General features: G+C 65.7%; 19 protein-coding genes. 2 read left to right on the top strand and 17 right to left on the bottom strand.

The window, feature by feature from the left end:
* Positions 1–44 precede the first annotated feature (44 nt).
* Together OCH7691_RS16285 and OCH7691_RS16280 are read right to left on the bottom strand one after the other, a co-directional pair.
* The gene (locus tag OCH7691_RS16285; RefSeq protein WP_085884648.1) at positions 45–3,170 is read right to left on the bottom strand and encodes an efflux RND transporter permease subunit; all 3,126 of its coding nucleotides are present in this window, start codon (positions 3,168–3,170) and stop codon (positions 45–47) included.
* On the bottom strand, positions 3,167–4,243 hold the full coding sequence (locus OCH7691_RS16280) for an efflux RND transporter periplasmic adaptor subunit (protein ID WP_085884647.1): 1,077 nt from the start codon (positions 4,241–4,243) through the stop codon (positions 3,167–3,169). The genes OCH7691_RS16285 and OCH7691_RS16280 overlap by 4 nt, the downstream gene beginning before the upstream one ends.
* Positions 4,244–4,619: 376 nt before the next feature.
* Here OCH7691_RS16280 and OCH7691_RS16275 point away from each other — a divergent pair, with 376 nt between their 5' ends.
* Entirely contained in the window at positions 4,620–7,082 is a 2,463-nt protein-coding gene (locus OCH7691_RS16275) for a response regulator (protein ID WP_176245109.1), read from the top strand.
* 24 nt (positions 7,083–7,106) lie between these two features.
* On the opposite strand, the gene OCH7691_RS16270 is transcribed toward OCH7691_RS16275, so the two are convergent.
* From OCH7691_RS16270 to OCH7691_RS16205, 14 genes are all read right to left on the bottom strand, one after another.
* Positions 7,107–7,589: a MarR family winged helix-turn-helix transcriptional regulator gene (locus OCH7691_RS16270; protein ID WP_085884645.1), complete on the bottom strand. Its 483-nt coding sequence runs from the start codon at positions 7,587–7,589 to the stop codon at positions 7,107–7,109.
* Positions 7,590–7,673: 84 nt separating this feature from the next.
* Positions 7,674–9,476 (bottom strand): acyl-CoA dehydrogenase, encoded by a 1,803-nt coding sequence (locus tag OCH7691_RS16265; protein WP_085884644.1) that lies wholly within the window; start codon positions 9,474–9,476, stop codon positions 7,674–7,676.
* A gap of 57 nt (positions 9,477–9,533) precedes the next feature.
* The gene (locus tag OCH7691_RS16260) at positions 9,534–10,565 is read right to left on the bottom strand and encodes a succinylglutamate desuccinylase/aspartoacylase family protein (RefSeq protein ID WP_085884643.1); all 1,032 of its coding nucleotides are present in this window, start codon (positions 10,563–10,565) and stop codon (positions 9,534–9,536) included.
* Positions 10,562–11,467, bottom strand: coding sequence for a 30S ribosomal protein S6--L-glutamate ligase (rimK, locus tag OCH7691_RS16255; protein ID WP_085884642.1), 906 nt, complete (start codon positions 11,465–11,467; stop codon positions 10,562–10,564). Before rimK ends, OCH7691_RS16260 begins: the two co-directional genes overlap by 4 nt.
* Complete coding sequence (locus OCH7691_RS16250) at positions 11,464–12,024, bottom strand: ATP-dependent zinc protease family protein (protein ID WP_085884641.1); 561 nt, start codon at positions 12,022–12,024, stop codon at positions 11,464–11,466. Before OCH7691_RS16250 ends, rimK begins: the two co-directional genes overlap by 4 nt.
* Positions 12,025–12,151: 127 nt before the next feature.
* A complete protein-coding gene (locus tag OCH7691_RS16245; protein WP_085884640.1) occupies positions 12,152–12,385 on the bottom strand; it encodes an enolase-like domain-containing protein in 234 nt (77 codons plus the stop codon).
* 36 nt (positions 12,386–12,421) lie between these two features.
* Positions 12,422–13,408 (bottom strand): N-acetyl-D-Glu racemase DgcA, encoded by a 987-nt coding sequence (gene dgcA / locus OCH7691_RS16240; protein WP_085884639.1) that lies wholly within the window; start codon positions 13,406–13,408, stop codon positions 12,422–12,424.
* Complete coding sequence (gene dgcN / locus OCH7691_RS16235) at positions 13,405–14,397, bottom strand: N-acetyltransferase DgcN (protein WP_085884638.1); 993 nt, start codon at positions 14,395–14,397, stop codon at positions 13,405–13,407. Before dgcN ends, dgcA begins: the two co-directional genes overlap by 4 nt.
* Before the next feature lie 45 nt (positions 14,398–14,442).
* Positions 14,443–15,051, bottom strand: a complete 609-nt coding sequence (locus OCH7691_RS16230; protein WP_085884637.1) for a gamma carbonic anhydrase family protein — start codon at positions 15,049–15,051, stop codon at positions 14,443–14,445.
* Positions 15,052–15,282: 231 nt separating this feature from the next.
* The gene (locus tag OCH7691_RS16225) at positions 15,283–16,926 is read right to left on the bottom strand and encodes a putative bifunctional diguanylate cyclase/phosphodiesterase (protein ID WP_176245108.1); all 1,644 of its coding nucleotides are present in this window, start codon (positions 16,924–16,926) and stop codon (positions 15,283–15,285) included.
* Between the two features lie 273 nt (positions 16,927–17,199).
* Positions 17,200–19,311 (bottom strand): dipeptide ABC transporter ATP-binding protein, encoded by a 2,112-nt coding sequence (locus OCH7691_RS16220; RefSeq protein WP_085884635.1) that lies wholly within the window; start codon positions 19,309–19,311, stop codon positions 17,200–17,202.
* A gap of 11 nt (positions 19,312–19,322) precedes the next feature.
* Entirely contained in the window at positions 19,323–20,213 is an 891-nt protein-coding gene (locus OCH7691_RS16215) for an ABC transporter permease (RefSeq protein WP_085884634.1), read from the bottom strand.
* A gap of 12 nt (positions 20,214–20,225) precedes the next feature.
* The gene (locus OCH7691_RS16210) at positions 20,226–21,158 is read right to left on the bottom strand and encodes an ABC transporter permease (RefSeq protein ID WP_085884633.1); all 933 of its coding nucleotides are present in this window, start codon (positions 21,156–21,158) and stop codon (positions 20,226–20,228) included.
* A gap of 556 nt (positions 21,159–21,714) precedes the next feature.
* Entirely contained in the window at positions 21,715–23,976 is a 2,262-nt protein-coding gene (locus OCH7691_RS16205) for a CHASE2 domain-containing protein (RefSeq protein ID WP_085885135.1), read from the bottom strand.
* Positions 23,977–24,097: 121 nt separating this feature from the next.
* Here OCH7691_RS16205 and OCH7691_RS16200 point away from each other — a divergent pair, with 121 nt between their 5' ends.
* Positions 24,098–24,931 (top strand): beta-keto acid cleavage family enzyme, encoded by an 834-nt coding sequence (locus OCH7691_RS16200; protein ID WP_085884632.1) that lies wholly within the window; start codon positions 24,098–24,100, stop codon positions 24,929–24,931.
* Between the two features lie 11 nt (positions 24,932–24,942).
* Here the strand turns inward: OCH7691_RS16200 and OCH7691_RS16195 are convergent, their stop codons facing one another.
* Positions 24,943–25,323: a c-type cytochrome gene (locus OCH7691_RS16195; protein WP_085884631.1), complete on the bottom strand. Its 381-nt coding sequence runs from the start codon at positions 25,321–25,323 to the stop codon at positions 24,943–24,945.
* Positions 25,324–25,412 lie beyond the last annotated feature (89 nt).

The following is a 25,412-nucleotide window of genomic DNA, read 5'->3' as shown; positions in this document are numbered from 1 at the left end:
CGAATCGCAGGTTTTCTCCCCAGCAGATCAGGCCGGCCGTCCGATCAGTACCCGGGCAGGTCGGCCTGACTGGCGCCGGGTCGCGCCAGTTCCTGGGCAAGCCGCTTCTCGACATGGCCGCGGGGCTTGGTGTAGCGGGCGAGCAGGTCGTAGAGCACCGGCGTCAGGAAGAGCGTCAGCAGGCCCGCGAACAGCAGGCCGCCGATGATCACCGTGCCGATTGCCTGCCGGCTCTCCGCCCCGGCGCCGAAGGCCAGGACCAGCGGGACCGCGCCCAGTACCGTGGACACGGTCGTCATGAGGATCGGCCGGAACCGGATGACGGAGGCCTCAATCACCGCCTCCCGGACATCGTAGCCCTCGTCGCGAAGCTGGTTCGCGAACTCGACGATCAGGATGCCGTTCTTGGCCATCAGGCCGATCAGCAGGATGATGCCGATCTGGCTGTAGATGTTCAGCGACAGGCCGCCGAACCAGAGGGAATAGACCGCGCCGGCGACGGCAAGCGGCACGCTCAGCATGATGATGAGCGGATGGATGAAGCTTTCGAACTGGCCGGCCAGGACGAGGAAGACGATCAGGATGGCGAGCGCGAAGGTGATCGCGACGCCGCTCGAGGTCTCGAGATACTGCTGGGACTGCCCGGCGAAATTGAGCGAGGCTTCCGCCGGCAGGGTCTCGGCCGCGATCTCGCGGATATAGCCGATCGCCGTGCCAAGGGCGTAGCCGTCGTTGAGCGCCGCCTCCAGGGTAATCGACGGGAGCCTGTTGTAGCGGCGGAGCGCCGGGGCCTCGGCGGTTTCGCCGATCGTGACAAGCGCCGACAGCGGCACCAGCGTGACCCCGTCGCCGGCACGGATGAAGATGCTGGAGATATCGTTCGGGGTCTGGCGGTCCTCGGCGTCGGCCTGCAGCATGACCGGGTATTCCCGGCCACGGTCGATGTAGGTCGTGGCCTCGAGCGAGGCGAACATGGCCTGAAGCGTCGAGGCGATCGTCTCGATGCTGATGCCGAGATCGTCGGCCTTGGCACGGTCGACGATGAGGTTGAATTGCGGCTGGTTCTGCTCGAAATCGATCTCGACGTTGCGCAGGCCCTCGTTGGTTTCCGCCTTTTCGAGGAGCGCCTGGGCCCAGCCCTTCACGCTCTCGAAATCGGGTCCGCCGATGACCGCCCGCAATGGCGTGCTGTTGCCCCGCAGGCCGAGGCCGGAGGGGCTCACGGGGAAGCCGCGGGCGCCGGTCAGCTGGCCGGCGAAGGGCGCCAGTTCCCGCATGATCTCGCGGTGGCCGAGTTCGCGCTCGCTCCAGGGTTCGAGGCGGAGCACCACGAACGACCGGTAGGCCCGGCCGCGGCTGCCGGTGAAGGTGAAGATCGTATTGATGCCGAGTTCGTCCTTCACCGGCACGATGTCAGCTTCGAGTTTCTTCGCCTCGCTGTCGGTGAACGCGAGGTTGCTGCCCTGCGGGGCTGTCAGCGGAATGAACAGCACGCCCCGGTCCTCGCTCGGCGAGAGTTCGCTCGGCAACGACTGGAAGACGAACCAGCTCGCCCCGGAAAAGACCAGTGAGAGGAAGATCACCAGCAGCGGCACCTTGAGCGATGTCGACAATGCTGCCCGGTACCAGCGGGAGAGGCGATTCTCGGCAGGCTTCTCAGGGGCCGTGATACCGTCGCCTGCCGGCCGCTTGGCGCGTGCCTTCAGGATGATCGAGGCCAGCGCCGGACAGGCGCTGAGCGCGACGAAGGTCGAGATCAGGACGGCGCTCGCCATGACCAGGCCGAACTCGGTGAACAGGCGGCCGGCGGCGCCCTTCAGGAAGGAGATCGGCACGAACACCGCGATCAGCGTGACCGAGGTCGCGAGGATCGCGAAGGTCACCTGGCGGGCGCCATAGACAGCCGCCTGGAGCTTCGATTCGCCGAGTGCCAGGCGGCGCTCGATATTCTCCAGCATGACGATGGCGTCGTCGACGACGAGGCCGATGGCGAGCAACAGCGCGAGCAGTGTCAACACGTTCAGCGAGAAGCCGAGCACATAGATCAGGAAGAAGCAGCCGATCAGCGAGACCGGGATGGTGATTGCCGGAATGAGCGTCGTGCGGATCGAGCGCAGGAAAACCAGGATCACCAGCACGACGAGAACCAGTGACAGCGAGAGTGCGATCAGCACCTCGCGGATCGAGGCGGCGACGAATATCGCGTCGTCGGAACCGACGCTGATCGCCATGCCGTCCGGCAGCACGTCCTTTAGGCGGTCGAGTTCGGCCCGGACCGCGTTCGAGATGGCGATGGTGTTGGCCTGCGACTGGCGGATGACGGCGATGCCGATCGCCGGGTCGCCGTTGTTGCGGACGATCGTGCTGTCGTCCTCGACGCCCAGATCGACGCGGGCGACCGCGGACAGGCGGATCGGATAGCCGGCCTCCTGCCGCAGGACGATATCGCGGAACTGCTGGACGTTGTTGAGCCGGCTGTTGAGCCGGACGGTGAAGAGACGGGTCTGGGATTCGATCTCGCCGCCCGGCAGTTCGATGTTGTTGCGCGTCAGCGCAGTCGAGACGTCGGCGACGGTGAGGTTGCGTGCCGCCATTGCCCGGCGGTCGAGCCAGACGCGAATGGCACCGCGTCGTTCGCCATAGATATCGACGGTGGCGACGCCTTCGATTGTGGTGATCCGGTCCTTGATGAAGCGGTCGATATAGTCGGTCACCTCGGCCGGATCCATGCGCGAGGAAGTGACCGCGAGGCGCATGACCGGGTCGGAATCGCTGTCGTTCTTGATGACCTGCGGCTCGTCCACTTCGTCCGGCAGGCGGCCGCGCACCCGGCCCACCGCGTCGCGCACGTCATTGGCCGCCTCGTCGATGTCGCGGCCGAGTTCGAACTCGATGGTCGTCACGCTGCGGCCGCGACTGGACTGCGAGGTGATGGTCTTCACGCCGCTGATCCCGGCGACCGCCCCGTCGATCAGCTCGGTGATGTCGGAATCGACGATCTCCGGCGCCGCGCCCGTATAGGTCGTGGTCACGGCGACGACCGCGGCATCGATGTCGGGCAACTCGCGGATCGGGATCTGCGCCAGGCCGGCGATCCCGAAGACGATGATCAGGAGGCTGAAAACGGCGGCCAGAACCGGCCGGCGGATGGACAGTTCCGAAAGCGTCATTGCAAAGCGTCCGTCTTGTTCGCCGCGACCCTCACGGCCGAGCCTTCGCGCAGCTTTCCGGTGCCGCGCGTGACGACGACAGCGCCCGGTTGCAGCCCTTCGACGATCTCGGCGATCCCGAAATCGCGCCGCCCGACGGTCACCTTCCGGCGTCGGGCCTTGCCGTCCTCCAGCAAGAAGACGAAGTTCGTGCCGCTCTCTGCGACCACCGCCTCCTCGGGAATGACCAGGGCCTCGCTGGAGGCGAGGATCATGCGCAGGTGCATGAACATGCCGGCGGGCAGTTCGCGGTCCGGATTGGGCACCCGAGCGCGCACCTTGAACGAGCGGCTGATCGCGTCGATGCGGCTATCGATTTCGGTCACCTTGCCGACGAACTTCCGGCCCGGGAAAGCGGCAGCGGTGGCCTCGACCGGCTGGCCGATCCGGGTCGCGTTGAACAACGTCTCCGAAACCGCGAATTCGATATCGACGCTCGACAGGTCGTCCAGCGTGGTGATCACCGTCGAATCTGTGACCCGGGCGCCGCTGTCCACACGGCTGATGCCGAGCGTGCCGGCGAACGGGGCGCGGATCGTGCGGTCCGCGAGTTTGCGCCTGGCCCGCGCCACGTCCGCCTCGGCCGCGGCCTTGGTGGCGGTCAAGTCCTCGACGGTGGCCCTGGTCGAAATGCTCTTCTCGCGCAACAGTTTCGCCCGCTCCAGTTCCAGGCTTGCCTTGCGCAGGCCCGCTTCCGACTGCGCCTGGTTGGCGCGCTCGATGTCGTCGTCCAGTTCGGCGATGACACCGCCGGCCTTGATCGTCTCTCCCGCCTGGAAAGCGATCCTGTCGACGCGGCCGCCGGCCAGCGGGACGATCGCGATCGACTGGCGGGCAAGCGTCGAACCGACGGCTTCGACGGCGGTCGACATGGTCTCCATCCGGGCGGTTGCCGTTTCGACGGGAACCGGTCGCACGCCCGACTTGTTCGTGGCCGTCGCATCGGGGGCGAAATAGCGGTTCCAGCCGACAAAGCCGCCATAAAGGAAGGCGCTGACCAGCAGGACGAGCAGAATCTGGTTACGGATCGACATTCAATTGCGAGGTCCGAGTTTGAACAAGTTCGAAGAGCATGGCGCAGGCGACGGGCGGCGAGGTATTGCCGGCCCTCTAACCGCCTGCCGATATTGCCCGGGGAGCATGACACCGGCATGGATCAGTTTCATCTGCTTTTCGCGCTCCCTGCGCGTTTCTGCCCGATTCTGGCCAAGATTACTTGAACGCAAGGCGGCGGTGGATTCCGTCGAAAATTTTCTGACATGACGACTCGCGTAATGGACGTGAGGCCGCCCGACGTTTTCCCTTTCTGGTTTAACGCTCCTTTAAGCCGATTCCGTCACCGTCTGGCCAGTGGGGGAAAGAGCAAAAATGTCTTACGCAATGACGGATCTATTGCCCGGCGAAACCGACATGCCGGATTTGCCAACGCTTATCGAAGAGGCCGTGAACGCCTTGTCTGAAGGCTTCGCGATCTTCGACGCCGAGGAAAAACTCATCTATTCCAATGCGCCGTCACGGCGCGATCACGGGATCGCATTCGACGCCTTCGAACGCGGTCTCGGCATTCGCGCCGGGATGTACGACAGCGTGCGGCAGGCACTGCCCGACGGCGACGAAACGGTCTGGCGGGAAACCAGCGAGCGTCTGCTCGAACGGCTCTATTCCGGACAGCCGACCGACCTTCGCGCCGATGACGGGCGCGTGGTCAGGACCGTCTACCGGACGATGGGGGGCGGCCGGAAGGTCGCCATCTCGAGCGATATCACCGAGTTGCGGCGCAAGGAAGGCGAACTCAAGCTCGCGCGTATCCAGTCCGAGGCGGCGAACCGCGCCAAGTCCGAATTCCTCGCCAACATGAGCCATGAGATCCGTACGCCGATGAACGGCATCATCGGCATGAACGCACTGCTGCTCCGCAGCGAGCTCACGCCCGAGCAGCGGAAATTCGCGGAAGCGGTCTCCAGCTCGGCCGATGCGCTGCTCGCCATCATCAATGACATCCTCGACATCTCCAAGCTCGAGGCGGGGCGAATGGAACTCGAGGAGATCGATTTCAACATCGCCGATATCGTCGAGGATGTTGTCGAGCTTCTGGCCCCGCGCGCGGCCGAGAAGGGCGTCGAGATGAATTCCTTCATCGACGAGGGCGCGCGGCGACAGTTGCGCGGCGACCCGGTCCGTTTCCGGCAGATCATCCTCAACCTGGTCTCGAACGCCGAGAAATTCACCGAGACCGGCATCGTTTCCGTCTCGGTCACCTCGACCGCGGCCGCGCCGGACCGCACCCGCGTCCGGGTCGAGGTCAACGATACCGGTATCGGCCTCAGCGACGAGGCCATGGGCAAGCTGTTCCAGAAGTTCCAGCAGGCCGACGGCTCGGTCACCCGACGCTATGGCGGCACCGGGCTCGGCCTGTCGATCTGCCGGCAACTGGTCGACCTGATGGGCGGGACGATCGGCGCCGGGAACCGCGACGGCGGCGGCAGCACCTTCTGGTTCGAGGCCGAGTTCGGCGCTGCCCACGAGGCGGCGGCCCCGGCCGTCAGTCCGGATCGCGGAATCGACGGCGCTCGCATCCTTGTGGTCGACGATATCGAGCTCAACAGGACGATCTTCAAATGTCAGCTCGAGGCCGAAGGCGCCGAGGTCGAGGTCGCCGCCGGCGCGACCGGCTGCATGGCGGCTCTGTACAATGCCGAGGCGCAGGGCCGTCCCTTCGACCTGGTCCTGATGGATCACATGATGCCGGATTACTCCGGCCAGGAGGTTGCCGCGCAGATCCGCCGGAATGTCGCCCTGCGCCAACCGAGGGTGGTGATGGCCTCCTCGATCGACATGTCGATGCGGCCCGATCCGGCGCTTGACGCCAGGATCGATGCCTATCTGACCAAGCCGGTCCGTCATCGGGAGTTGATCGGCTGCCTTGCCCGGACGATCGCCGGTGCCGCCGCGGAACCGGTCGCGGTCGAGACGGCATCGCCGCCGACAACCGAGCCGCCGACAACCGTGCCGCCGGCGCCTGCCGTCAGCAGTGTTCCGGCCAGGCCGGCTGCGGCAAGCATGGCACGGGGGCGCATTCTGCTTGCCGAGGACAACGAGACCAACCGCCTGCTTGCCACCACGCTGCTTCAAGCGGATGGCCATGACGTGGTGACCGTCGCCGACGGTGCGGCGGCCGTGGCGGCGGCGCGGTCGGAGAGTTTCGACCTGATCCTGATGGACGTCCAGATGCCGATCATGGACGGTCTCCGGGCGACCCGCGAGATCCGCGCGCTCGGCACGCCGTCGGCGACGGTTCCGATCGTCGCCATGACCGCCAATGCGATGGCGAGTGACCGAGCCGCCTGCCTCAAGGCGGGCATGAACGACCATGTCTCGAAGCCGATCGACCCGGACGGTTTTCTCCGGCTGGTCGCCGGATTCCTCTCCGACGGACAACGCGGTCGGGCTCCCTCCCGGGACGGATCGACGGCCGCGCCCGGACAGATGCCGGAGGCGCCGCTCGAACCGCGCCATCTCGACGCCCTGGCCCGAACCCTGCCGAGGGAGCGACTGACCGAGCTGCTCAACGCCTACAACAGCTCGGCCCGCGACATCGTCGACCGGCTTGGGCGGGCGGCAAGGGACCGGGATATCGACCGGATCGCCCGTGACGCCCATGACCTGAAGGGCCTCGCCGGCAACTTCGGGGTGCTGCAGGTGCAGTGGCTGGCCGCGGAACTGGAACGGGCCTGCCAGGCCGGGTGGAACGGCGAGGCTGCCGAACTGGTCGAGGCGATCGCCAGTGCCTCGGTGACGGCGCGAAAGCTGCTTGGCCAGCATTTCGGCCTGGGCGGGTTCTCCCGGCGGGGCGAGGCGGGCGGAAGCGCCTGACGTGGCGTCGGGCCGGCGCCGGGGCTAGCCGGACGGCTGCCGGTCCGCCTCCAGGATCCGGCTCGCCGCGTCGGCGACCGCCTTCAGGTTCCCGACCACGATATCCTTCCGGTAATGGCCGACCGCCTTGGCCAGCGCGGCCTGCGCCGTGGACCAGGCGGGCAGGGCGGCCTCCAGCGATTCTTCGCCGCCGGAGGTCAGCCTGATCGCGCGCAGGCGCCGATCACCTGCCCGGCCGACGCTGATCAGTCCGGCCTTCTCGAGAGGACGGAGATTGCGGGTCATGGTGGTCCGGTCCATCACCATGTATTCGGCCAGCCGGGTGATCCCGACCGGCTGGTTCAGCCGGATGCCGAGCAGCAGCGTGAATTGCGTCGCGCGCAGGCCGCTCGGGTCCAGGACATGGTCGAAATAGCGTGTAACGGCACGCGCCGCCCGACGGGTGTTGGCGCAGAGACATTCCGCGTCGGTCTTGCCGAGGCGTTTCTCGAGATCCTCGCGAGCCATGGTCCGAGGTTATCGGCCCGTCGGACAATTTCAAGCAAAAGATGTAATGCGTAGCGGATTATGCAGTCTATGGTTTCAATTCGATCAGAAACCGGCTTCCGGCATCCCGAGGGTGGTGTCGTCCAGTTTCCCCAGCAGTGTCGCCCAGGCTGCCGTCCTCGGTAGTTCGAAACGGAAGAAGTAGCGGCAGGTCCGGAGCTTGCCCAGGTAGAAGTCCCTTTCCGTGCCTTGTGCGGCTTCCAGTCCGCGCAGCGCGGCGATTGCCTGATCGAGCCAGATCCAGGCGATCACGATATGTCCCAGCAGGTCGAGATAGTGGGTCGCGTTGGCCAGCGACAGGGCGACCTTTCCCTCCGCCGCCGCAGAGGTCAGCACGCGGGTCGTCTCGACCAGCCGGCGTCCGGCGGCGGCCAGTCCCTCGGCATACTCGGCGAGTTCGGTGTGTTCCGCCGCCGCGTCGACGGTTGCGTTGATCCGCTCGAGCAGCAGGTGATAGGCTGCGCCGCCCTGCATCGTCACCTTGCGGCCCAGGAGGTCGATCGCCTGGATACCGTTGGTCCCCTCGTGGATCGGGTTCAGGCGATTGTCGCGGTAATACTGCTCGACCGGGTAGTCGCGGGTATAGCCGTAGCCGCCGAGGATCTGGATCGCGTGGCCGTTGGCCTCGAGGCAATACTGGCTGGGCCACGCCTTGGCGATCGGGGTCAGGATCTCCAGCAATGTCGCCGCCGCCTCGCGCTCGGCCGGATCCTCTGCCGTCGCCTTGTCGTCGACAAGGCGGGCCGACAGCAGGCAGAGCCCCAGGCCGCCCTCGACGGCCGCCTTCTGGGCGAGCAGCATGCGCCGGATGTCGGCATGCTCGATCAGGCGGACTTGAGGCGTGGACGGATCCTTGTCGCCCGGATGCCGTCCCTGGGGCCGCGTCCGCGCGTATTCGAGGCTGTAGAGGTAACCGGCATAGCCCAGCATCACCGCGCCCAGGCCAACACCGATGCGGGCCTCGTTCATCATGTGGAACATGCAGCGCAGGCCCTGGTGCGGTTCGCCGACCAGGTAGCCCAGGGCGCCGTCCTCCTCGCCGAAATTGAGCAGCGTATTGGTCGTTCCGCGGTAGCCCATCTTGTGGTTCAGGCCGGCCAGGCGGACATCGTTTCGCGGCCCCCTGGTGCCGTCGTCGTTGACCAGGTACTTCGGCACGATGAACAGCGAGATCCCCTTCACGCCGGCCGGCCCGCCGGGGATCTTCGCCAGTACCAGATGGACGATGTTCTCCGAGAGATCGTGCTCGCCGCCAGAGATCCACATCTTGTTGCCGAACAGCCGGTAGGTTCCGTCGTCCTGCGGTTCGGCCCGGGTCCGGATATCGGAAAGCGACGAGCCGGCCTGCGGTTCCGACAGCGCCATCGTTCCGAAATAGCGGCCCTCCAGCATCGGCGTCATGTAGCGCTCCTTCTGCTGTGGGCTGCCGAACGCGTCCAGCAGGTTGGCCGCCGCGCCGGTGAGGAACGGATAGGCGGCGGTGGAGATGTTGGCCGCCTGGAAGAAGGCCGCGCAGGCCTGGGTGACCACGTAGGGAAGCTGCATCCCGCCGGCCGCCTCGTCATGGCCCGCCGCCATGAAGCCGGCCTCGATGTAATGGCGCAAGGCCTCGCCGACCTCCGGGATGATATGCACCCGTTCGCCGTCGAAGGTCGGCTCGTTCCGGTCGAGTTCGGCATTGTGCGGGGCGAAATGACGTTCGGCGATCGCCTCCGCGGTGTCGATCACCGCCTCGAAGGTGTCCCGCCCGTGCTCGGCGTAGCGGGGGCGACGGGTGAGCGCTTCAATGCCGAGAACCTCGTAAAGTTGGAACGCGAGGTCGCGGCGATTGATCAGCGTCGACGGCATGGTAACTCCCCGGATTCGTCACGCGCCCCGGTCAGGAAGGCGCTTCTCATACAAGCCTCAGGTGGCGGATACCCGGTCCGGATCGAAGGAATTGAAATGATCCTCCAGCAACTCCTCGGCATCCTCGCGGGCCACGTTCGGCTCGAGCCTCGCGATGTGATAAAGCGCATCGCCCTGATTGACCACCGGCAGATTGCTGCGCCCGACCAGGATACCTTCATTGCGGGCAATGATCGTGGTTTCCTGCTCGCCGAACGGGTCGCTGACGATGCCGAGCTGCTCGCCGTCGTGGACCACCGCTCCCATGCGGACGAAGGTCCGTACGATGCCGCTGGCGGGCGCCCGGACCCAGTAGCTCGACTTGGCGACGACCGGTTTCGGGGCGGCATGCCGGCGCAGCCGCGCGATCATGCCGATCTTGCTCATCACGCGCAGCACGCCGGTAACGCCGACGCGGATCGAATGCTCGTCGAAGCGGAGGGCCTCGCCTGCCTCGTAAACGAGTACCGGCACCTTCTTTTCCATTGCCGCGGCCCGCAGCGATCCCTCGCGGAAGGGCGAGCGCAGGATGACCGGCGCGCCGAATGCCTTCGCCAGCTGCTTGAGGTCCTGGTCCTCGGGCGACAGGCGGATCTGCGGCAGGTTCGTACGATGGATCGCCCCGGTATGCAGATCGATCCCGAGACTGGCGGGGCTGACGATCTCGGTCATGAACAGGTTGGCGAGCTGCCCCGCGAGCGAGCCGCCGGCGGCGCCGGGGAACGAGCGGTTGAGATCGCGACGGTCGGGCAGGTAGCGGATATGGCTGATGAAGCCATAGACATTGATGATCGGCGCCGCGATCAGGGTGCCCTTGAGATGCGCCATCTGCGGCGCCTTCAGCAGGCGGCGGATGATCTCGACGCCATTGATCTCGTCGCCGTGCAGCGCCGCCGAGACGAACAGCACCGGCCCCTCTCGCCGGCCATGCACGACATGGACCGGGAGTGTCATCGGCGTATGGGTGGACAACATGGTGAGTGGCAGATCGATGGTCTCGCGGGTGCCGGCGGCGATCGTTGCGCCGCCAATCGTGAATGGCTCTCTCATCCCTGACCTCTTGTTCTTGTGTTGCCGCTTTTCGCGTTACTTTCGAGGAACTCGATGATCTGTCCGGCGATATCCTTGCCGGTCGCGTTCTCTATCCCTTCCAGACCCGGTGTTGAATTCACCTCCATGATGACGGGACCGTGGTTCGAGCGCAGCAGGTCGACGCCGGCGACGTTGAGGCCAAGCGCCTTGACCGCGCGGACCGCGGTCGAACGCTCCTCCGGCGTGATGCGCACCGCCGACGAGGTGCCGCCCCGGTGCAGGTTGGAGCGGAACTCGCCCTCGGCGCCCTGGCGCTTCATCGAGGCGACGACCTTGTCGCCGATGACGAAGATGCGGATGTCGGTGCCGCCCGCTTCCTTGATGTATTCCTGCACGAGGATATTGGCTTTCACGCCGCGAAACGCCTCGATCACGCTCTTGGCGGAATTGTGCGTCTCGCCCAGCACCACGCCGATTCCCTGCGTGCCTTCCAGAAGCTTGATGACGACGGGCGCGCCGCCGACCATCTCGATCAGCTCGTCGGTATATTTCGTCGAATGGGCGAAGCCGGTGACCGGAAGGCCGAGGCCCTTGCGGGCGAGCAGTTGCAGCGAGCGGAGCTTGTCGCGCGAGCGCACGATCGAGACCGATTCATTGAGGGGATAGACGCCCATCATCTCGAACTGGCGCAGCACGGCGGCGCCGTAGAAGGTGATCGAGGCGCCGATCCGCGGGATCACCGCGTCGAAATCGTCGAGCTTCTCGCCACCATAATGGACCGCCGGACGATGCGACGTGATGTTCACGTAGCACATCAGGGTATTGAGGATGCGGATCTCGTGCCCGCGGGCCTCGGCCGCCTCGACCAGACGCCGATGCGAATAGAGCTCCGGGTTGCGGGCCAGCATGACGATCTTCATCGGGCTTCTCCTCCGTCGCCGCGGGATAAGGCCGCGGCCGCCCTGGTTTTCTTCTTTTTCTTCCGTCGCCGGCCGTGCACGTAGGAACGGTCGGGATCCACGACGAGACGGCCGTGCATGGCGGTGCGCCCGACGAGCAGGCGAAAGCCCATCTCGTCCCGGTTGGTCAGCGTCACCTCGATCGGCCATGCCGCGTCGCCGAGACGAAGCGTCGTGAGGATCACGTAGCGCAGTTCCCGACCGCCGCCCGAATTGACGACTTCCCGGCGGTCGTGCAACGGCGCCTGGCAGTCGATACGCTCGGCGTCGTTACGCTGGAGAGGATGCAGCTGAAAGGCGATCCACGGTTCGCCCGCCTTCTCGAAAGGGGTGATGTCCCAGGCATGTAGGGCCGAGGTGCGCGCCCCGGTGTCGAATTTCGCCTTGATCATCACGTCCGACAGTTCCGGGAACCGGACCCATTCGCGCCATCCGACGATCCGCTTCGCGGGCGCGTCAGCGACCGGCCTGCCGGGCGTGCAGAGGGGCCGGTCGAGCCGGTCGGATCTGGCAGGCATGACGGACCTAATGTTCCTGGCGATGATGCCGTGATCCTGTTCGGGGGATGGTCCCCTGGATGCGTGTTGCTTCGAGATGCGCGTCGTCGAGTTCGAATCCGAGGCCCGGGCGCTCGGACAGTACGGTTCAGCCCTGTTCCGCGACGACCGGCCCGGCAAGGATGAGGTCCCGGCGCTCGACCGTCCATTCGGGCGGATCGAAAGGATACTCGATAAATGGCGCCGGCGCGACGGCGGCCGCGAGATGGATGTTGGCGAGCAGGCCGATGCCGTTGCCCCGTTCATGCCGGGCGAAGGTGATGCCGGTGTTGCGCTTCTTCTCGGCGATCCGTTCCAGGCCCAGCATGCCGGTGATCCTCATGAGGCCCGCGCCTTGTGCTGAATCGCTGCCGGGGGTTCAGCCCCAGAGCGCCGGCTGCGGTGGATGAACGACGCTGCCTTCGAAGCGCAGGCCCGGCTCGCGGTCGCGGTCGAGCAACAGCGGCCCGTCAAGGTCGATATAGCGGGCGGAACTGCCGAGCAGCAGCGCCGGCGCCATGGCGAGACTGGTGCCGAGCATGCAGCCGACCATCACGCCGAGGCCGAGATCGCGCGCCGCGCCGACGAGGCGGAGCGCCTCGGTCAGGCCGCCGGTCTTGTCGAGCTTCACGTTGATGTAGTCGTATAGGGGCGCGACCTCGTCGAGCGTCGACAGGTCATGGCAGCTCTCGTCGGCGCACAGCGGCACCGAATGCTCGATATCGGCCAGCACCTCGTCCTTGTCGGCGGGCAGGGGCTGCTCGATCAGCTCGACGCCGAGGCGCGCCATGTCGGCGTCGAAATCGGCGATCATGGCAGGCGTCCAGGCCTCGTTCGCATCGACGATGATGCGCGATCGCGGCGCGTTCTCGCGGACCGCGGCAACCCGCTCGACATCGCCGGCGCCACCCAGCTTCAGCTTGAGCAGGGGCCGGTCTGCCTGGAGCTTCGCCGCCGCGCCCATCGCCTCGGCGCTGTCGAGGCTCAACGTGTAGGCGCTGATCTGCGGGCCCGGGGCCGGCACGCCCAGCAGGTCCGCGACGGTGCGTCCGCTCGCCTTGGCGGCAAGGTCCCAGAGGGCGCAATCGACGGCGTTCCGCGCCGCGCCGGACGGCAGCAGGGAGAGCAGCCGTTCCGCGCTGACGCCGCCCTCGATGGTCTTGCGGACGCGCTCGATCTCGCCGGTCACGCTGTCCAGGCTTTCGCCGTAGCGGGCGTAGGGCACGCATTCGCCGCGCCCGGTGAAGGGGCCGCGGGTGACCTCGACGACGACGACCTCGGCCGCGGTCTTGGCGCCGCGGCTGATCCGGAAGGCGCCCCGGATCGGCCAGGACTCCTGCCTGACCGTGAGGCTGATGTCGTTCACGACAGGCGGTCCACCAGGCGGGCGACGCCATCGCGTGCCGGATCGACGCAGGGCAGGCCATGCGTCTCCTCGGTGGCGGCGAGATAGTCCCTGGCGGCCGCCGGGTCGAGGCCGGAGGTGTTGACGGCGATGCCGATACACTGGACCGCGCTGTTGGTCAGGCGGGCTGCCTGCAGATTGGCATCGATGCAGGTCTGGATCGACGGCAGGGCGCGCCCCGGGATGCCGCGCATGTGCGGCCGGGTCGGCTCGTGGCACATGATCAGCACGTCGGCCTGGGCGCCGTGCAGGAGGCCGAGGCTGACACCGGCGAACGAGGGGTGAAAGAGCGACCCCTGGCCTTCGATCAGATCCCAGTGATCCGGATCGTTGTCAGGCGACAGCCATTCGACGGCGCCCGAGATGAAGTCGGCGACCACGGCGTCGATCGACACGCCCTCGCCGGTGATCAGGATCCCGGTCTGGCCGGTGGCGCGGAAATCGGCCTTGAAATCGCGCTTCCGCATTTCCTTCTCGAGCGCGAGCGTGGTGAACATCTTGCCGACCGAACAGTCGGTGCCGACGGTCAGCAGGCGCTTGCCGGTCCGCCTGGTGCCCTTGCCGGTGGGGAACTGCCGCGTCGGATGACGGACGTCGTAAAGCTTCCGGCCGGTCCTGGCTGCCGCCTCGGCGATCTCGGGCTGGTCGGCGAGGCGCATGTGAAGGCCGCTCGCCACGTCCATGCCGAGTTCCATCGCCTCGACGATCGAGCGGCTCCAGTGTCCTGGCAGGACGCCGCCGGAATTGGCGACGCCGACGATCATCGTCTTCGCCCCCTTGGCGGCGGCATGGGGGATCGAGATGTCGGCGACCCCGAGATCGGCCCCGCAGCCCTCCATCCGGTTCTGGCCCAGCACCCGTTCGGGCCGCCAGCGGACGACGCCTTCCGCCGTCTTGGCCGAAAGCTGATCCGGCACGTCGCCGAGGAAGAGAAGGTAGGGAGAGTCCATGTTGACCTCTTCCGGGCCGCGTCGAGGGCCCCTGGTTTCAATCGTTCAGGTTGCGTTCTGCTCGGCCATGGCGGATTCCGCCTCGGCCATCTCGCGTTCGAATTCGGCCCGTGCCGCCATCATCGCCGCGACGAATTCGGGCTGGTCCCACTCGCGGTACCGACCGGCCGCATATGCCTTGGCATTACGGACATAGGCAAGCGCATTCATGCGCGTCTGCATGAAACTGTTGCGCGTCTTCACCACCCGGCCGGGTGTGCCCATGACGATGGAATTGTCGGGGATGACGGTGTTCTCCGTGATCAGCGAATGGCCGCCGATGACGCAGTTCTTGCCGATCACGGCGCCGTCCATGATCGTGACATTGATGCCAACCAGGCAGTTGTCACCCAGCGTGCAGCCATGGACGGTCGAATGGTGCGCGATCGAGCAATGGCGGCCAATCCGGGTTCCGGTCGAGGCGCCGACGTGGATCATGACGAAATCCTGGACGTTGCTGCCTTCGCCGATCTCGACCGACTGGTTCTCGGCCCGGATCACGACGTTCAGCCAGACAGAGGCATCCCGTCCGATATGGACCTTGCCGAAGATCTCGGCACTCGGATGGATGAAGGCCGGGTGATCGAGCGTGACATCGGGGCCGTTGATCGCCATTCGTGGAAATGTCCGTTACGGGAGAGACGAAAAGGACGTTTGATGCGTCCAATTCACCTCTACATCATCCGTCCGGTCCGGGCAAACGGCTGCGCCGGCGTCGCGTCTTGGAGCGAAGGAGGAACGCTGGCCCCGGACGGCGGACATCGGAGCCGCGAATCGTACGTGGTGAGCCGAACAGGCGCTTTCGCGACTGGCTCGTCTGGATCCGCGTTCAGGTGATGGGGATCGCTACTCGGCGAGGCTGGCTTGCGCGACGGCGCGGCCGGCGAGGCCCCAGGCCGAGGATTGCAGCCATTTCTCGAAGTTCGGGACGTCCAGCGGACGGGCCATGTAATAGCCCTGCGCGCAGTTGCAGCCGAGCGCGGCGAGCATGTACCAGGTCTCGCGATCCTCGACGCCCTCGGCGACGACATTGAGGCCGAGGCTGCGGCCGAGCTGGACCAGGACCCGCACGATCACGGAATCGTCGGGTTCCGACTGCATGTGCATGACGAAGCTCTTGTCGACCTTGAGCTCGTCGATCGGCAGGCGGCGGATATAGGCCAGCGAGGAATAGCCCGTTCCGAAATCGTCGATCGAGATCCGCACGCCCAGTTCATGCAGCCGCGTCAGCGTATCGGTGGCGCGCAGCACGTCGGAAATGAAGGCGCTCTCGGTGATTTCGAGCGTCAGCCGGTTGGCCGGGAACGACCAGTTGGCGAGCATCGTCCGGACCGTGTTGGGGAAGTCGCGGTTGTGCAGCGTCAGGGCCGAGACGTTGACGGAAATCTCGAGGTCGATGCCGAGCGCGCTCCAGGCACTGGCCTGCTTGAGCGCGGCGTCGAGCACCCAGCGCGTCAGCGGCTCGATGGCGCCGGAGCGCTCGGCGAGCGGAATGAAATTGTCGGGGAAGACGAGGCCATGTTCCGGATGCTGCCAGCGGACGAGAGCCTCGACACCGGTCACATTGCCGTCGATCATGCTGATTTTCGGCTGGAAGTAGAGCCGCATCTGGCCGCTTTCGATGGCGCTCGGCAGATCCCGGCCGAGGCCGAACTGGAGCCGCCGTTCGCCTTCGTTCTCCTCGTCGAAGACGAGGAAACGCACCCCGCGCCGCTGGGCGCCGTCGAGCGCGTTCATCGCCTTGTGCAGCAGCTCGGTGGCGTTGTCGCCGGGGGCCTGCATGGCGATGCCGAAGGTCGCGCTGATCTCGACCTGGTGGCCGGCGCAGTCGAACGGCACGCGGAGTGCCTTGGAGAACTTGGTGGCAACCTGTGACGCGAAATTCGGTGCAAGGTCGAGCAGGATGCCGAACTCGTCGTTGCCCAGTCGGCCGACCAGTTTGGCGTCGGGCGCGGTCTGGTTCAGCCGCTCGGCGACGGCCTGCAGAAGCTGGTCGCCGATCGCGTAGCCGAGGCTGTAGTTGAATGCCTTGAAGCCGTCCAGATCGAGAACGAGGAGCGCGAGATGGTTGTCGCTGCCCTCGACATTGCGGACTTCCATTTCCAGCCGGTCATGGAAGCGAACGCGGGACGGCAGCGCGGTGACGCTGTCCTGCGAGCCCTCGACCTCGAGCTTGCGCTCGAGTTCGTGCAGACGGCGGAACTTCCGGCCGTTGGTGATCGCCTTCCGGACGGAACTGCCGAGGCGGGGAGTCGAGATTTCGGTCGAGCTGACATATTCGGCGGCGCCGAGGTCGAGATTCTCGACGTCTCCGCCGACGACCACGATCGGGGTCGCCGGACGCGCACAAGCCGTCAGCGACAGGAATTCGCCGATCTTGAGGCCGGGCAGGGAAGCATCGACGACGGCGCAATCATAGTCGCCCTTCAGGATCTCGTTCCGCGCAACCTCGATGTCGCGGGTCTTGTCGATCGCGATCTGTTGCGACAACTGTTCAACGACGAGGGAAGCGATGTCGCCGTCTTCGACGACCAGAAGGCGCCACCGGCTACCGGATGCCGCCCCTCCTGTCTGTGCTTGTTCGGTACCACTGATCTTGCTGCTCACGCCGTCCCGCCTTCCGCTTCTCTGTGCTGCGAAACACGGCGGCTCGACTGGAGACGCCTCTCGCTTCGCAGGATCGACGGTCCGACTATCGAGGCCGGGGCGTTAATTTGTAGTTAAATCGCGAACATCAGCCCGGTTGTACGCGCGGCCTCGCTCTCATGCCGCGGACGGGGCGTCGCTGGCCAGGCGGAACACCGGCTCGACCGCCTTCAGCTCGTCGAGCGGAATGTGGCAGGCGATCTTGTGCTGGTCGCTGACATCGTGCACCGGCGGCCGCTCGTTCTCGCAGATCGCGCCGATCTTGCGCGGGCAACGGGTATGGAAGGGGCAGCCTTTCGGCGGATTGAGCACGCTCGGCAACTGGCCCTCGAGCACGATCCGCTTCTTCTCGACCCGGGTGTCGGCGATCGGCACCGCCGAGAGCAGCGCCTCGGTGTAGGGATGATAGGGCGGGCTGAAGACTTCGTCGGTCGAGCCCCGCTCCATGATCTGGCCGAGATACATGACGACGATCCGGTCGGCAAGGTAGCGGACCACCGACAGGTCGTGGCTGATGAACAGCAGGGTGGTGCCGAATTCCTCCTGGATGTCCATCAGCAGGTCGGTGACCGCGGCCTGGACCGACACGTCGAGGGCGGAGACCGGCTCGTCGGCGATCACCATCGAGGGATTGCCGGCGAAGGCGCGGGCAATGCCGATCCGCTGCTTCTGGCCGCCGGACAGCTGGCGCGGTCGCCGCAGGGCGAAGTCGCGCGGCAGCTTGACCAGGTCGAGCAGCCGCATGACCCGGTCGTGGATCTTGTCCGGATCGCTCTCGACGCCGAATTTCCGGATCACGCGCGCGATCTGGGAGCCGACCGTCTGGCTCGGATTGAGCGTGTCGTTCGGATTCTGGAACACCATCTGGAGCGAACTCAGCTGTCCCTCTGTACGGTCGCCGACGGCGATCTGGCCGATATCGGTGTTGCCGAAGATGATCTTGCCGTCGGTCGCCGTCTCGAGCCCAGTCAGGACCTTGGCGAAGGTCGATTTGCCGCAGCCGGATTCGCCGACGATCGCAACCGTTTCTTGCTTGCGCGCCGAGAAGCTGAGCGATTCATTGGCCTTCACCTGGCGGGTCGTGTCGCCGCGGAAAATGGCGAGCAGCGAGTCGTCGTGAACCGGATAGTATTTCCGCATCGCCTCGACCTGGAGGACGATCTCGCCCGGCGGATGGGGCTCTCTCTCCTTGCGGTCGGGGGCGTAATTGTCCCAGTCGATCTCCTCCCAGCGGATGCAGCGCACGCGGTGCGTCGGCGACGTCATCCCCGTCATCGGGATGGGCTGGGCATCGCAGCGCCCCTCGACGAAGAAATCGCAGCGCGGTCCGAAGAAACAGCCGGGCGGGCGCTGGTGCGGCAGCGGCAGTTGCCCGCGGATCGCCACAAGCGGCCGGGAATTCTTGTCCGCCGTCGGCAGCGGGATGGCGTTGAACAGGCCGTGCGTGTAGGGATGCCGCATCCGGTCGAACACCTCGTTGACGGTGCCTTCCTCGACCACTTCGCCCGAATACATCACGCAGACCCGGTCGCATGTCTCGAGGATCAGCCCGAGATTGTGCGAGATGTAGAGCATGCTGGTGCCGAATTTCTTCGAGATGTCGGCGATCAGTTCGACAATGCCGGCCTCGACGGTGACATCGAGCGCGGTCGTCGGCTCGTCGAGCAGCAGCAGCTTCGGATTGGACAGCAGCGCCATCGCGATCACCACGCGTTGCTGCTGGCCGCCGGATATCTGGTGCGGATAGGCCTCCATCACCCGTTCCGCGTCGGGCAGGTTGACGTCCTCCAGCATGGCAATGGCGCGCTTCTCGGCTTCCGCCTCCGAGACATTCTCGTGAAAGAGCGGCACTTCCATGAGCTGCCGGCCGATCCGCATCGACGGATTGAGCGCCGCCATCGGCTCCTGGTAGATCATGGCGATCTCGGAGCCCCGGATCCGCCGGAGGTCTTCCTCCGCCATCGTTGTCAGGTCGCGGCCGTCGAATTCGATGCTGCCCCCGACGATGCCGCCGTTGGTCCCGAGGTAGCGCATGATCGCCATCGCCACCGTCGATTTCCCGCAGCCGGATTCGCCCACCAGGCCGACGCTTTCGCCGGGCGCCAGCTTGAGCGAGAAGTCGACCACGGCGGGGATCTCGCCGGCCCGCGTGAAGTAGGAAATGCAAAGGTCGCGGATGTCGAGAATCGGCCTCGTACCGGTTCCCGTCGAAGCACTCGCGTCGTTCATCGGGTCAGCTCCTAGTCACGCAGGCTGATTTCACGCAGGCCGTCCGCCAGCAGGTTCAGTCCGAGCACGAGCGAGGAAATCGCGATGCTGGGGAACAGGCTCATATGCGGGAAGACGAGGGCGAATTGCCGGGTATCGGCGATCATGCTGCCCCAGTCCGGATCTGGCGGCGGCAGGCCGAGACCGAGGAAGCCGAGCACGCCGATGGTGATCGTGACATAGCCGAGACGAAGGCAGGCATCGACGATCAGCGGGCCGCGCGCGTTCGGCAGGATCTCGACGAGCAGGATCCGCCACGTCGGCTCGCCCCGGGTCTGGGCGGCGGCGACATAGTCGCGGTTTCGCAGGTCGAGCGTGAGGCCGCGCACGATGCGCATGATCCCGGGCGCGCTCGCGAAGGTGATGGCGATGATGATGTTGGTCCCCGACGCGCCGATCGTGGCGATGATGATGACGTAGAGAACCAGCACCGGGAAGGAGAGGATGATGTCGCTGGTCCGGCTCAGCACCTCGTCCCAGACGCCTCCCTTGTAGCCTGCGGTCAGGCCCATCAGGATGCCGACCGTGTAGGCGCAGAGGGTCGCCAGCGGGGCATAGATCAGCACCGTGCGACAGCCATAGATGATCCGCGACAGGATATCGCGGCCGATCTGATCGGTACCGAGCCAGAAGATGGCGCCGTCGGGGCCTACCGCACCCGGCTTCTGCAGCGGCGCCAGCGTTGCCAGCGGGTCGAAAGGCGCGAGCAGCGGCGCCAGGATCGCGACGAGTACCCAGAAGATGACGATGGCGGCGCCGATCATGCCGACCCAGCTTTCGCGGAGCAGCAGGAAGGACTTCAGCGCCGTGACGATGAACGGGACACGGCGGTTGGCGACGGGGTCGAGGGTTTCATCAACCATTGCGGACGCCCCTTAGCTGAACCGGATGCGCGGATTGAGGTAGGTGTACCCGATATCCGCCAGGGTCTGCGTCACCACCGCGACGAACACGGCGATCATCGCGCAGGCTTCGATCATGAAGATATCCTGGTTGAGCGAGGCCTCCAGGAGCAGGGCGCCGAAGCCCTTGTAGGCGAAGAAATACTCGACGACGATGACGCCCGAGAGCAGCCAGTTGATCTGCAGCATGATCACCGTGAAGGGGGCGATCATCGCATTGCGCAGCGCGTGCTTCATGATCACGGTCTTGTAGGGCAGGCCCTTGAGGATCGCGGTCCGGATGTAATGGGTCGTCATCACCTCGGCCATCGAGGCCCGTGTCATGCGCGCGACATAGCCGAAATCGTAAAGCACGAGGACCATCGTCGGCAGGATCATCTCCTGGATGTTCCAGCCGCGTGACATGCCGCTGGTGCCGGGCAGCAGCCCAAGCCCGAAGACGAAGATCGCCGACAGCAGCACGGCCGAGGCGAATTCCGGGAGCGACGTGGTGACGATCGAGGTCACCGAGATGGTGCGGTCCAGTTTCGAGCCTTCCCGCATGCCGGCCAGCACGCCCAGCGTCAGGGACAGCGGGATCATGATGGCGAAGACGAAGCCGCCGAGGATCGCGGTATTGGCGAGCCGCGACCAAAGGACGTCGGCGACCGGAACCTTGAAGCGAACGGATTCACCGAAATCGCCGGTCGCGAAATTGAACAGCCAGTCGAAATAGCGGACGTAGATCGGCTGCATGTAGCCGTGCGCCTCGAGCCAGAGCTGGCGCTGTTCCTCGCTCGAATAGGGGCCGAGTACCTTGGTCGCGACGCTGCCCGGCGAATATTCAAGCAGCAGGAACAAGAGAAGCGAGACGATGATCATCGTCAGGATCATGAATCCGAATCTCTTGGCGATGAATACCGTCATCGACAGCAGCCTCCCAGATCAGCACGAGCGGCAAACTTTATGCCTTGGTACGCGGAACTCCCGGTCGGGAAATCCGGTTCGACCCCAATTCGGCGTCCGTCGGCCTGGCTCGCGCTCCATTCCGATCCTCCACAGGTATCTGCCCCCGGATCCCCGGCGACACGGTGTCGGGCATCGCGAACGATCAGGAGCCGTGTCCGTCACCGATCCGCCTTGTGCGACGGGGGGACAGACCACACCACGTGAAGGATCAATAGTGGCGCAGTAGACGCATGAAACCGAAATACACTTTCACAGCATATCACGACAATGCCATGCAGCGTTCCAATATTCAGTTGCCTGCGTTACGGAACCGAAACCCCTCTCCCTGCATTCACCCCGGTCATTACAGCAATCGCCGAAACGCCATAAGGGCTTGATTTTCTTGTCTTCATGATAGATTCGGGCTGATTCCCGAGTCAACGGCTATAATCTTCCGATGTTGTCGGGAATGGGTCGGGATCGGTCGGATCGGGGCAGGAGAGCGGAGCGCGATCGACTTAAGGAAGCTTGGCCATCATTTGCTGGTGGCGACATAGACGCCGTCCCAGTCGGCCGGCGGCGGGTTCTTCTCGTAATCGTCGATCCGGGCCTCGTACATGTCGTACAGCGCGGCAAGCTTCCCGGTGCAGGCGGCATCGAGCTTGCGGCATTCGTCCAGCAGGCGCCGGGCATCGGCCCACTGCTGCGAGCGGTAGGTCGGGAGCAACACCTCGTGCCGCTCGGCATGGGCCCGGAAGGCGTCGCTTTCCGCGAGCCCGGAATCGCCGAGCAGACAGTGAATGGTTTCCGCCTCGCTCTTTCCCTTGACCGCGATACGGTCCAGTTCCAGCACCGCGAAATCCGACGCCTGTTGCCGGGTGCTGTCGCCGACGACGATATCGACGCCGTAGTTCTTGCTCTGCCCCTCGAGGCGGGAGGCCAGGTTGACCGCGTCGCCGAGCACCGAATAGTCGAAACGCTGGTCGGACCCCATGTTGCCGACCACGCAGGCACCGGTATTGAGGCCGATACCCACATTGAGAGGAAGGAAGGGCACCTGCTCGGCCTTTGCCTCCTCCTCGCGCTCTGCGTTCAGGACGCGCATCGCCTCCATCATGGCCAGCGCCGAGACGCAGGCGTGCCGGGCATGTTCCGCATCGTCCAGCGGCGCGTTCCAGAACGCCATGATGCAGTCGCCCATGTATTTGTCGATCGTTCCCTCGCGCTGCAGGATCTGCGCGGTCAGGGGCGTCAGCAGACGGTTGATCAGGAAGGTCAGGCCCTGCGGATTGCCCTTGAACCGCTCGGAGATGGCGGTGAAGCCACGCACGTCGCAGAACAGGAAGGTCATTTCCTTGGTTTCTCCGCCGAGGCGCAGCCGTTCCGGCTGGCGGGCGAGCTGCTCGACCAGGGCCGGCGAAAGATATTGCGAGAAGGCGCCACGAACCTGCCGCTTCTCGCGCTCGGAGCGGAGGAAATTGAGCAGCGAACTGGCCAGGTAGACGAGCAGGACCGAGAGCGCCGGGACCACCGGATCGACCAGCAGCCGGGCGAGATCGTACATTTGCCAGGAGAAGAAGATTCCGCCTGCCGCGCCGGCTGCGCCGATCACCGCGCACCAGGCGGCGCCGAGATAGGGCAGGGCGACGATCAGCGCGATTCCGAGCAGCAGGATGAACAGGAGCTCGGCGCCGTCGGCCCAGTCGGGGCGTTCGAGAAAGTCGTCGAGCAGGATCTGCTCGGTCGCCTGGGCATGAACCTCGGTGCCGGGCAGCGCCGCGGCCAGCGGCGTCGCGCGCAGATCCTTGAGGCCCGCCGCGCTGGTGCCGATGAAGATGATGTTGCCCTCGATCAGGGCCGGGTCGAATGTCTCGTCAGGGCGGCCGAGTTCCTCGGCGTAGAATTTCCAGACCGGCACGCTGCGCTCGGGCACCGGTCGGGTGTAGTGGACCCACATCTGTCCGTTCGCGTCGGTCGGGATCTCGAGCCGGCCCACCTTGACGTGGTTGAGGCCCGTGTGCTCGCCGAAGGATTCCTCCAGATTGGCCCCGGAACCCTTCAGGATATAGGTCGAGGCGCCCTGCGCGACCCGCAGCGCCTCGAGCACGAGGGACGGATAGAGCCTGTCCTCGATGCGGACGAAAGTCGGCACCCGGCGCACCAGGTTGTCCCGGTCGGGCACCATGTTGAAGCTGCCGTTGCCGCTTGCCGCCTTTTCCAGCACCTCCAGCGACGGCTGGGCGCCGCGATAGGACGGCAGGAACGCCTTCGGATCGTCGCCCGCGATCGCCACGCCCCATTTTTCCGGCGTGCCGAGGGGGTAGCGGTTGACGTTGCCGTCGACCAGCGCGAAGCCGGTCACGACCGGCGCCTGGGCGATGATCTCGGCCAGCAGCTCGTCGTTGTCGGGCAAGCCCGAAAGGTCGTCCTTCAGCGCCTGGAAGGCCGGAAGCTCGGGCCAGAGCTTGACGATCTCGCGCGGCGAGGTGCGATCCGGCTCGGCGAAGACGATATCGAAGACGACCGTCGCCGCGCCGGCATTGAACAGCCGAACGACGAGATCGGCGACCTGCTTGCGCGGCCAAGGCCATTGCCCGAGAGCGTTGAGGCTCTCGTCGTCGATATCGACGATCCGCACCGGCACCGGTTCGTAGGAGCGCGGCTTGATCTGCTGGTAGGTATCGAAAATGCGGTTCTGCAGCGTCACCAGAAGCTGCGGCTGGTCCAGCCGCACGCCCAGCGCCAACGCCAGCATGATTGCAGGGACCAGGTAATGCTGCCAACGCCGCCAGATCATCATCGCGGCCAGATGGTAGCGGATAAGAGGCTGATTACCAGAGCAAATTCGACCTCTTGCATTGTCTGGTCAAAGCGCGCCACGCTGGTGCGGCAGATCATTGGCGGCAGGAGATCGATCGATGGACAGGGCCGGCGCGGAGGTTGAACCGCTCTACATTGCCGTCGCACCGAACGGCGCGCGCAAGACCAAGTCCGACCATCCGGCGCTGCCGATGAGCGCGGCCGAAATCGCCGAGACCGCCGCGGCCGCGGCGGCGGCCGGCGCGGCTATGCTGCATCTCCACGTCCGCGACGACGACGGTGCGCACAGCCTCGATGTCGGGCGCTACCGGGAGGCGACCGAGGCGGTGCGCGCGCGGGTCGGCGACGGCCTCGTCATTCAGGCGACGACCGAAGCGGTGGGCCGCTACAGCGCGGCGGAGCAGATGGCGCTCGTTCGCGAGCTCCGGCCCGAAGCGGTTTCGCTGGCGTTACGGGAACTCGCGCCGGCTGGCGAGGAGCGGGCGGCGGCGCAGTTCTTCGACTGGCTCGCGGGGCAGCCGATCATGCCGCAGTTCATCCTCTATGATGCGGCTGACGTGATCCGCTTCCGGGCCTTGCGCAAGGCGGGTGTCGTACCGCCGGGGCGGCATTTCCTGCTGTTCGTACTCGGCCGATATGTCGCCGCGGGCGCCTCGTCGCCGCGCGTCCTGCTGCCCTTCCTGGAGGCGAACGAAGAGGACGACCCGTGGGCGGTCTGCGCCTTCGGCCCACAGGAGCAGGCCTGCATGGCGGCGGCGATGGCACTGGGCGGCCATGTCCGGGTCGGTTTCGAGAACAACGTCACGCTGCCGGACGGCGGCACCGCCGCCGACAACAGCGTGCCGGTCGCGCACAGCGCGGCGCTGGCGCGCGCGATCGGCCGCCCGATCGGGACGGCCGCCGCGATGCGCGAGGCTTTCGGCGGCGCCTGAGCGCCGGGCGGTTACTTCGAGAAGGACTTCAGATAGGCGATCACGTTGTCCCGGTCGCTTTCCTTCTTGAGGCCCGGGAAGGACATCTTCGTGCCCTTCACAAGGTCCTTCGGCTTCTCGAGATAAGTATGGAGCGTCGGGTCGTCCCAGGTCAGCCCGGATTCCTTCATCGCGTCGGAATACTTGTAATCCTCGAGCGCGCCGGCATGCCGTCCGACGACGTTGAACAGGTTCGGACCGACCTTGTTCTTGCCGCCTTCCTCGATCGTGTGGCAGGCCTTGCACTTCTTGAAAACCTTCTCGCCCTTCTCGGCATCGCCTTCGGCATGCGCGGCGGAGGCGACAAACACCATGGCGGCGAGGGCGCCGACGAAAACGCTGGGACGGAACATCGCGTAGGGACTCCTTGGGCTGGTAGCGAGAACGGGTTTTCCGAACAGCTTCAATATCACAGGAGCCGTTGCCCGAACACGCGGCAGCA

Source organism: Oceanibacterium hippocampi, assembly GCF_900172325.1.
Lineage (GTDB): Bacteria > Pseudomonadota > Alphaproteobacteria > Sneathiellales > Sneathiellaceae > Oceanibacterium > Oceanibacterium hippocampi.
The sequence above is the reverse complement of the archived record's forward strand: the minus strand, read 5'-3'. Positions and strand labels throughout refer to the sequence as shown.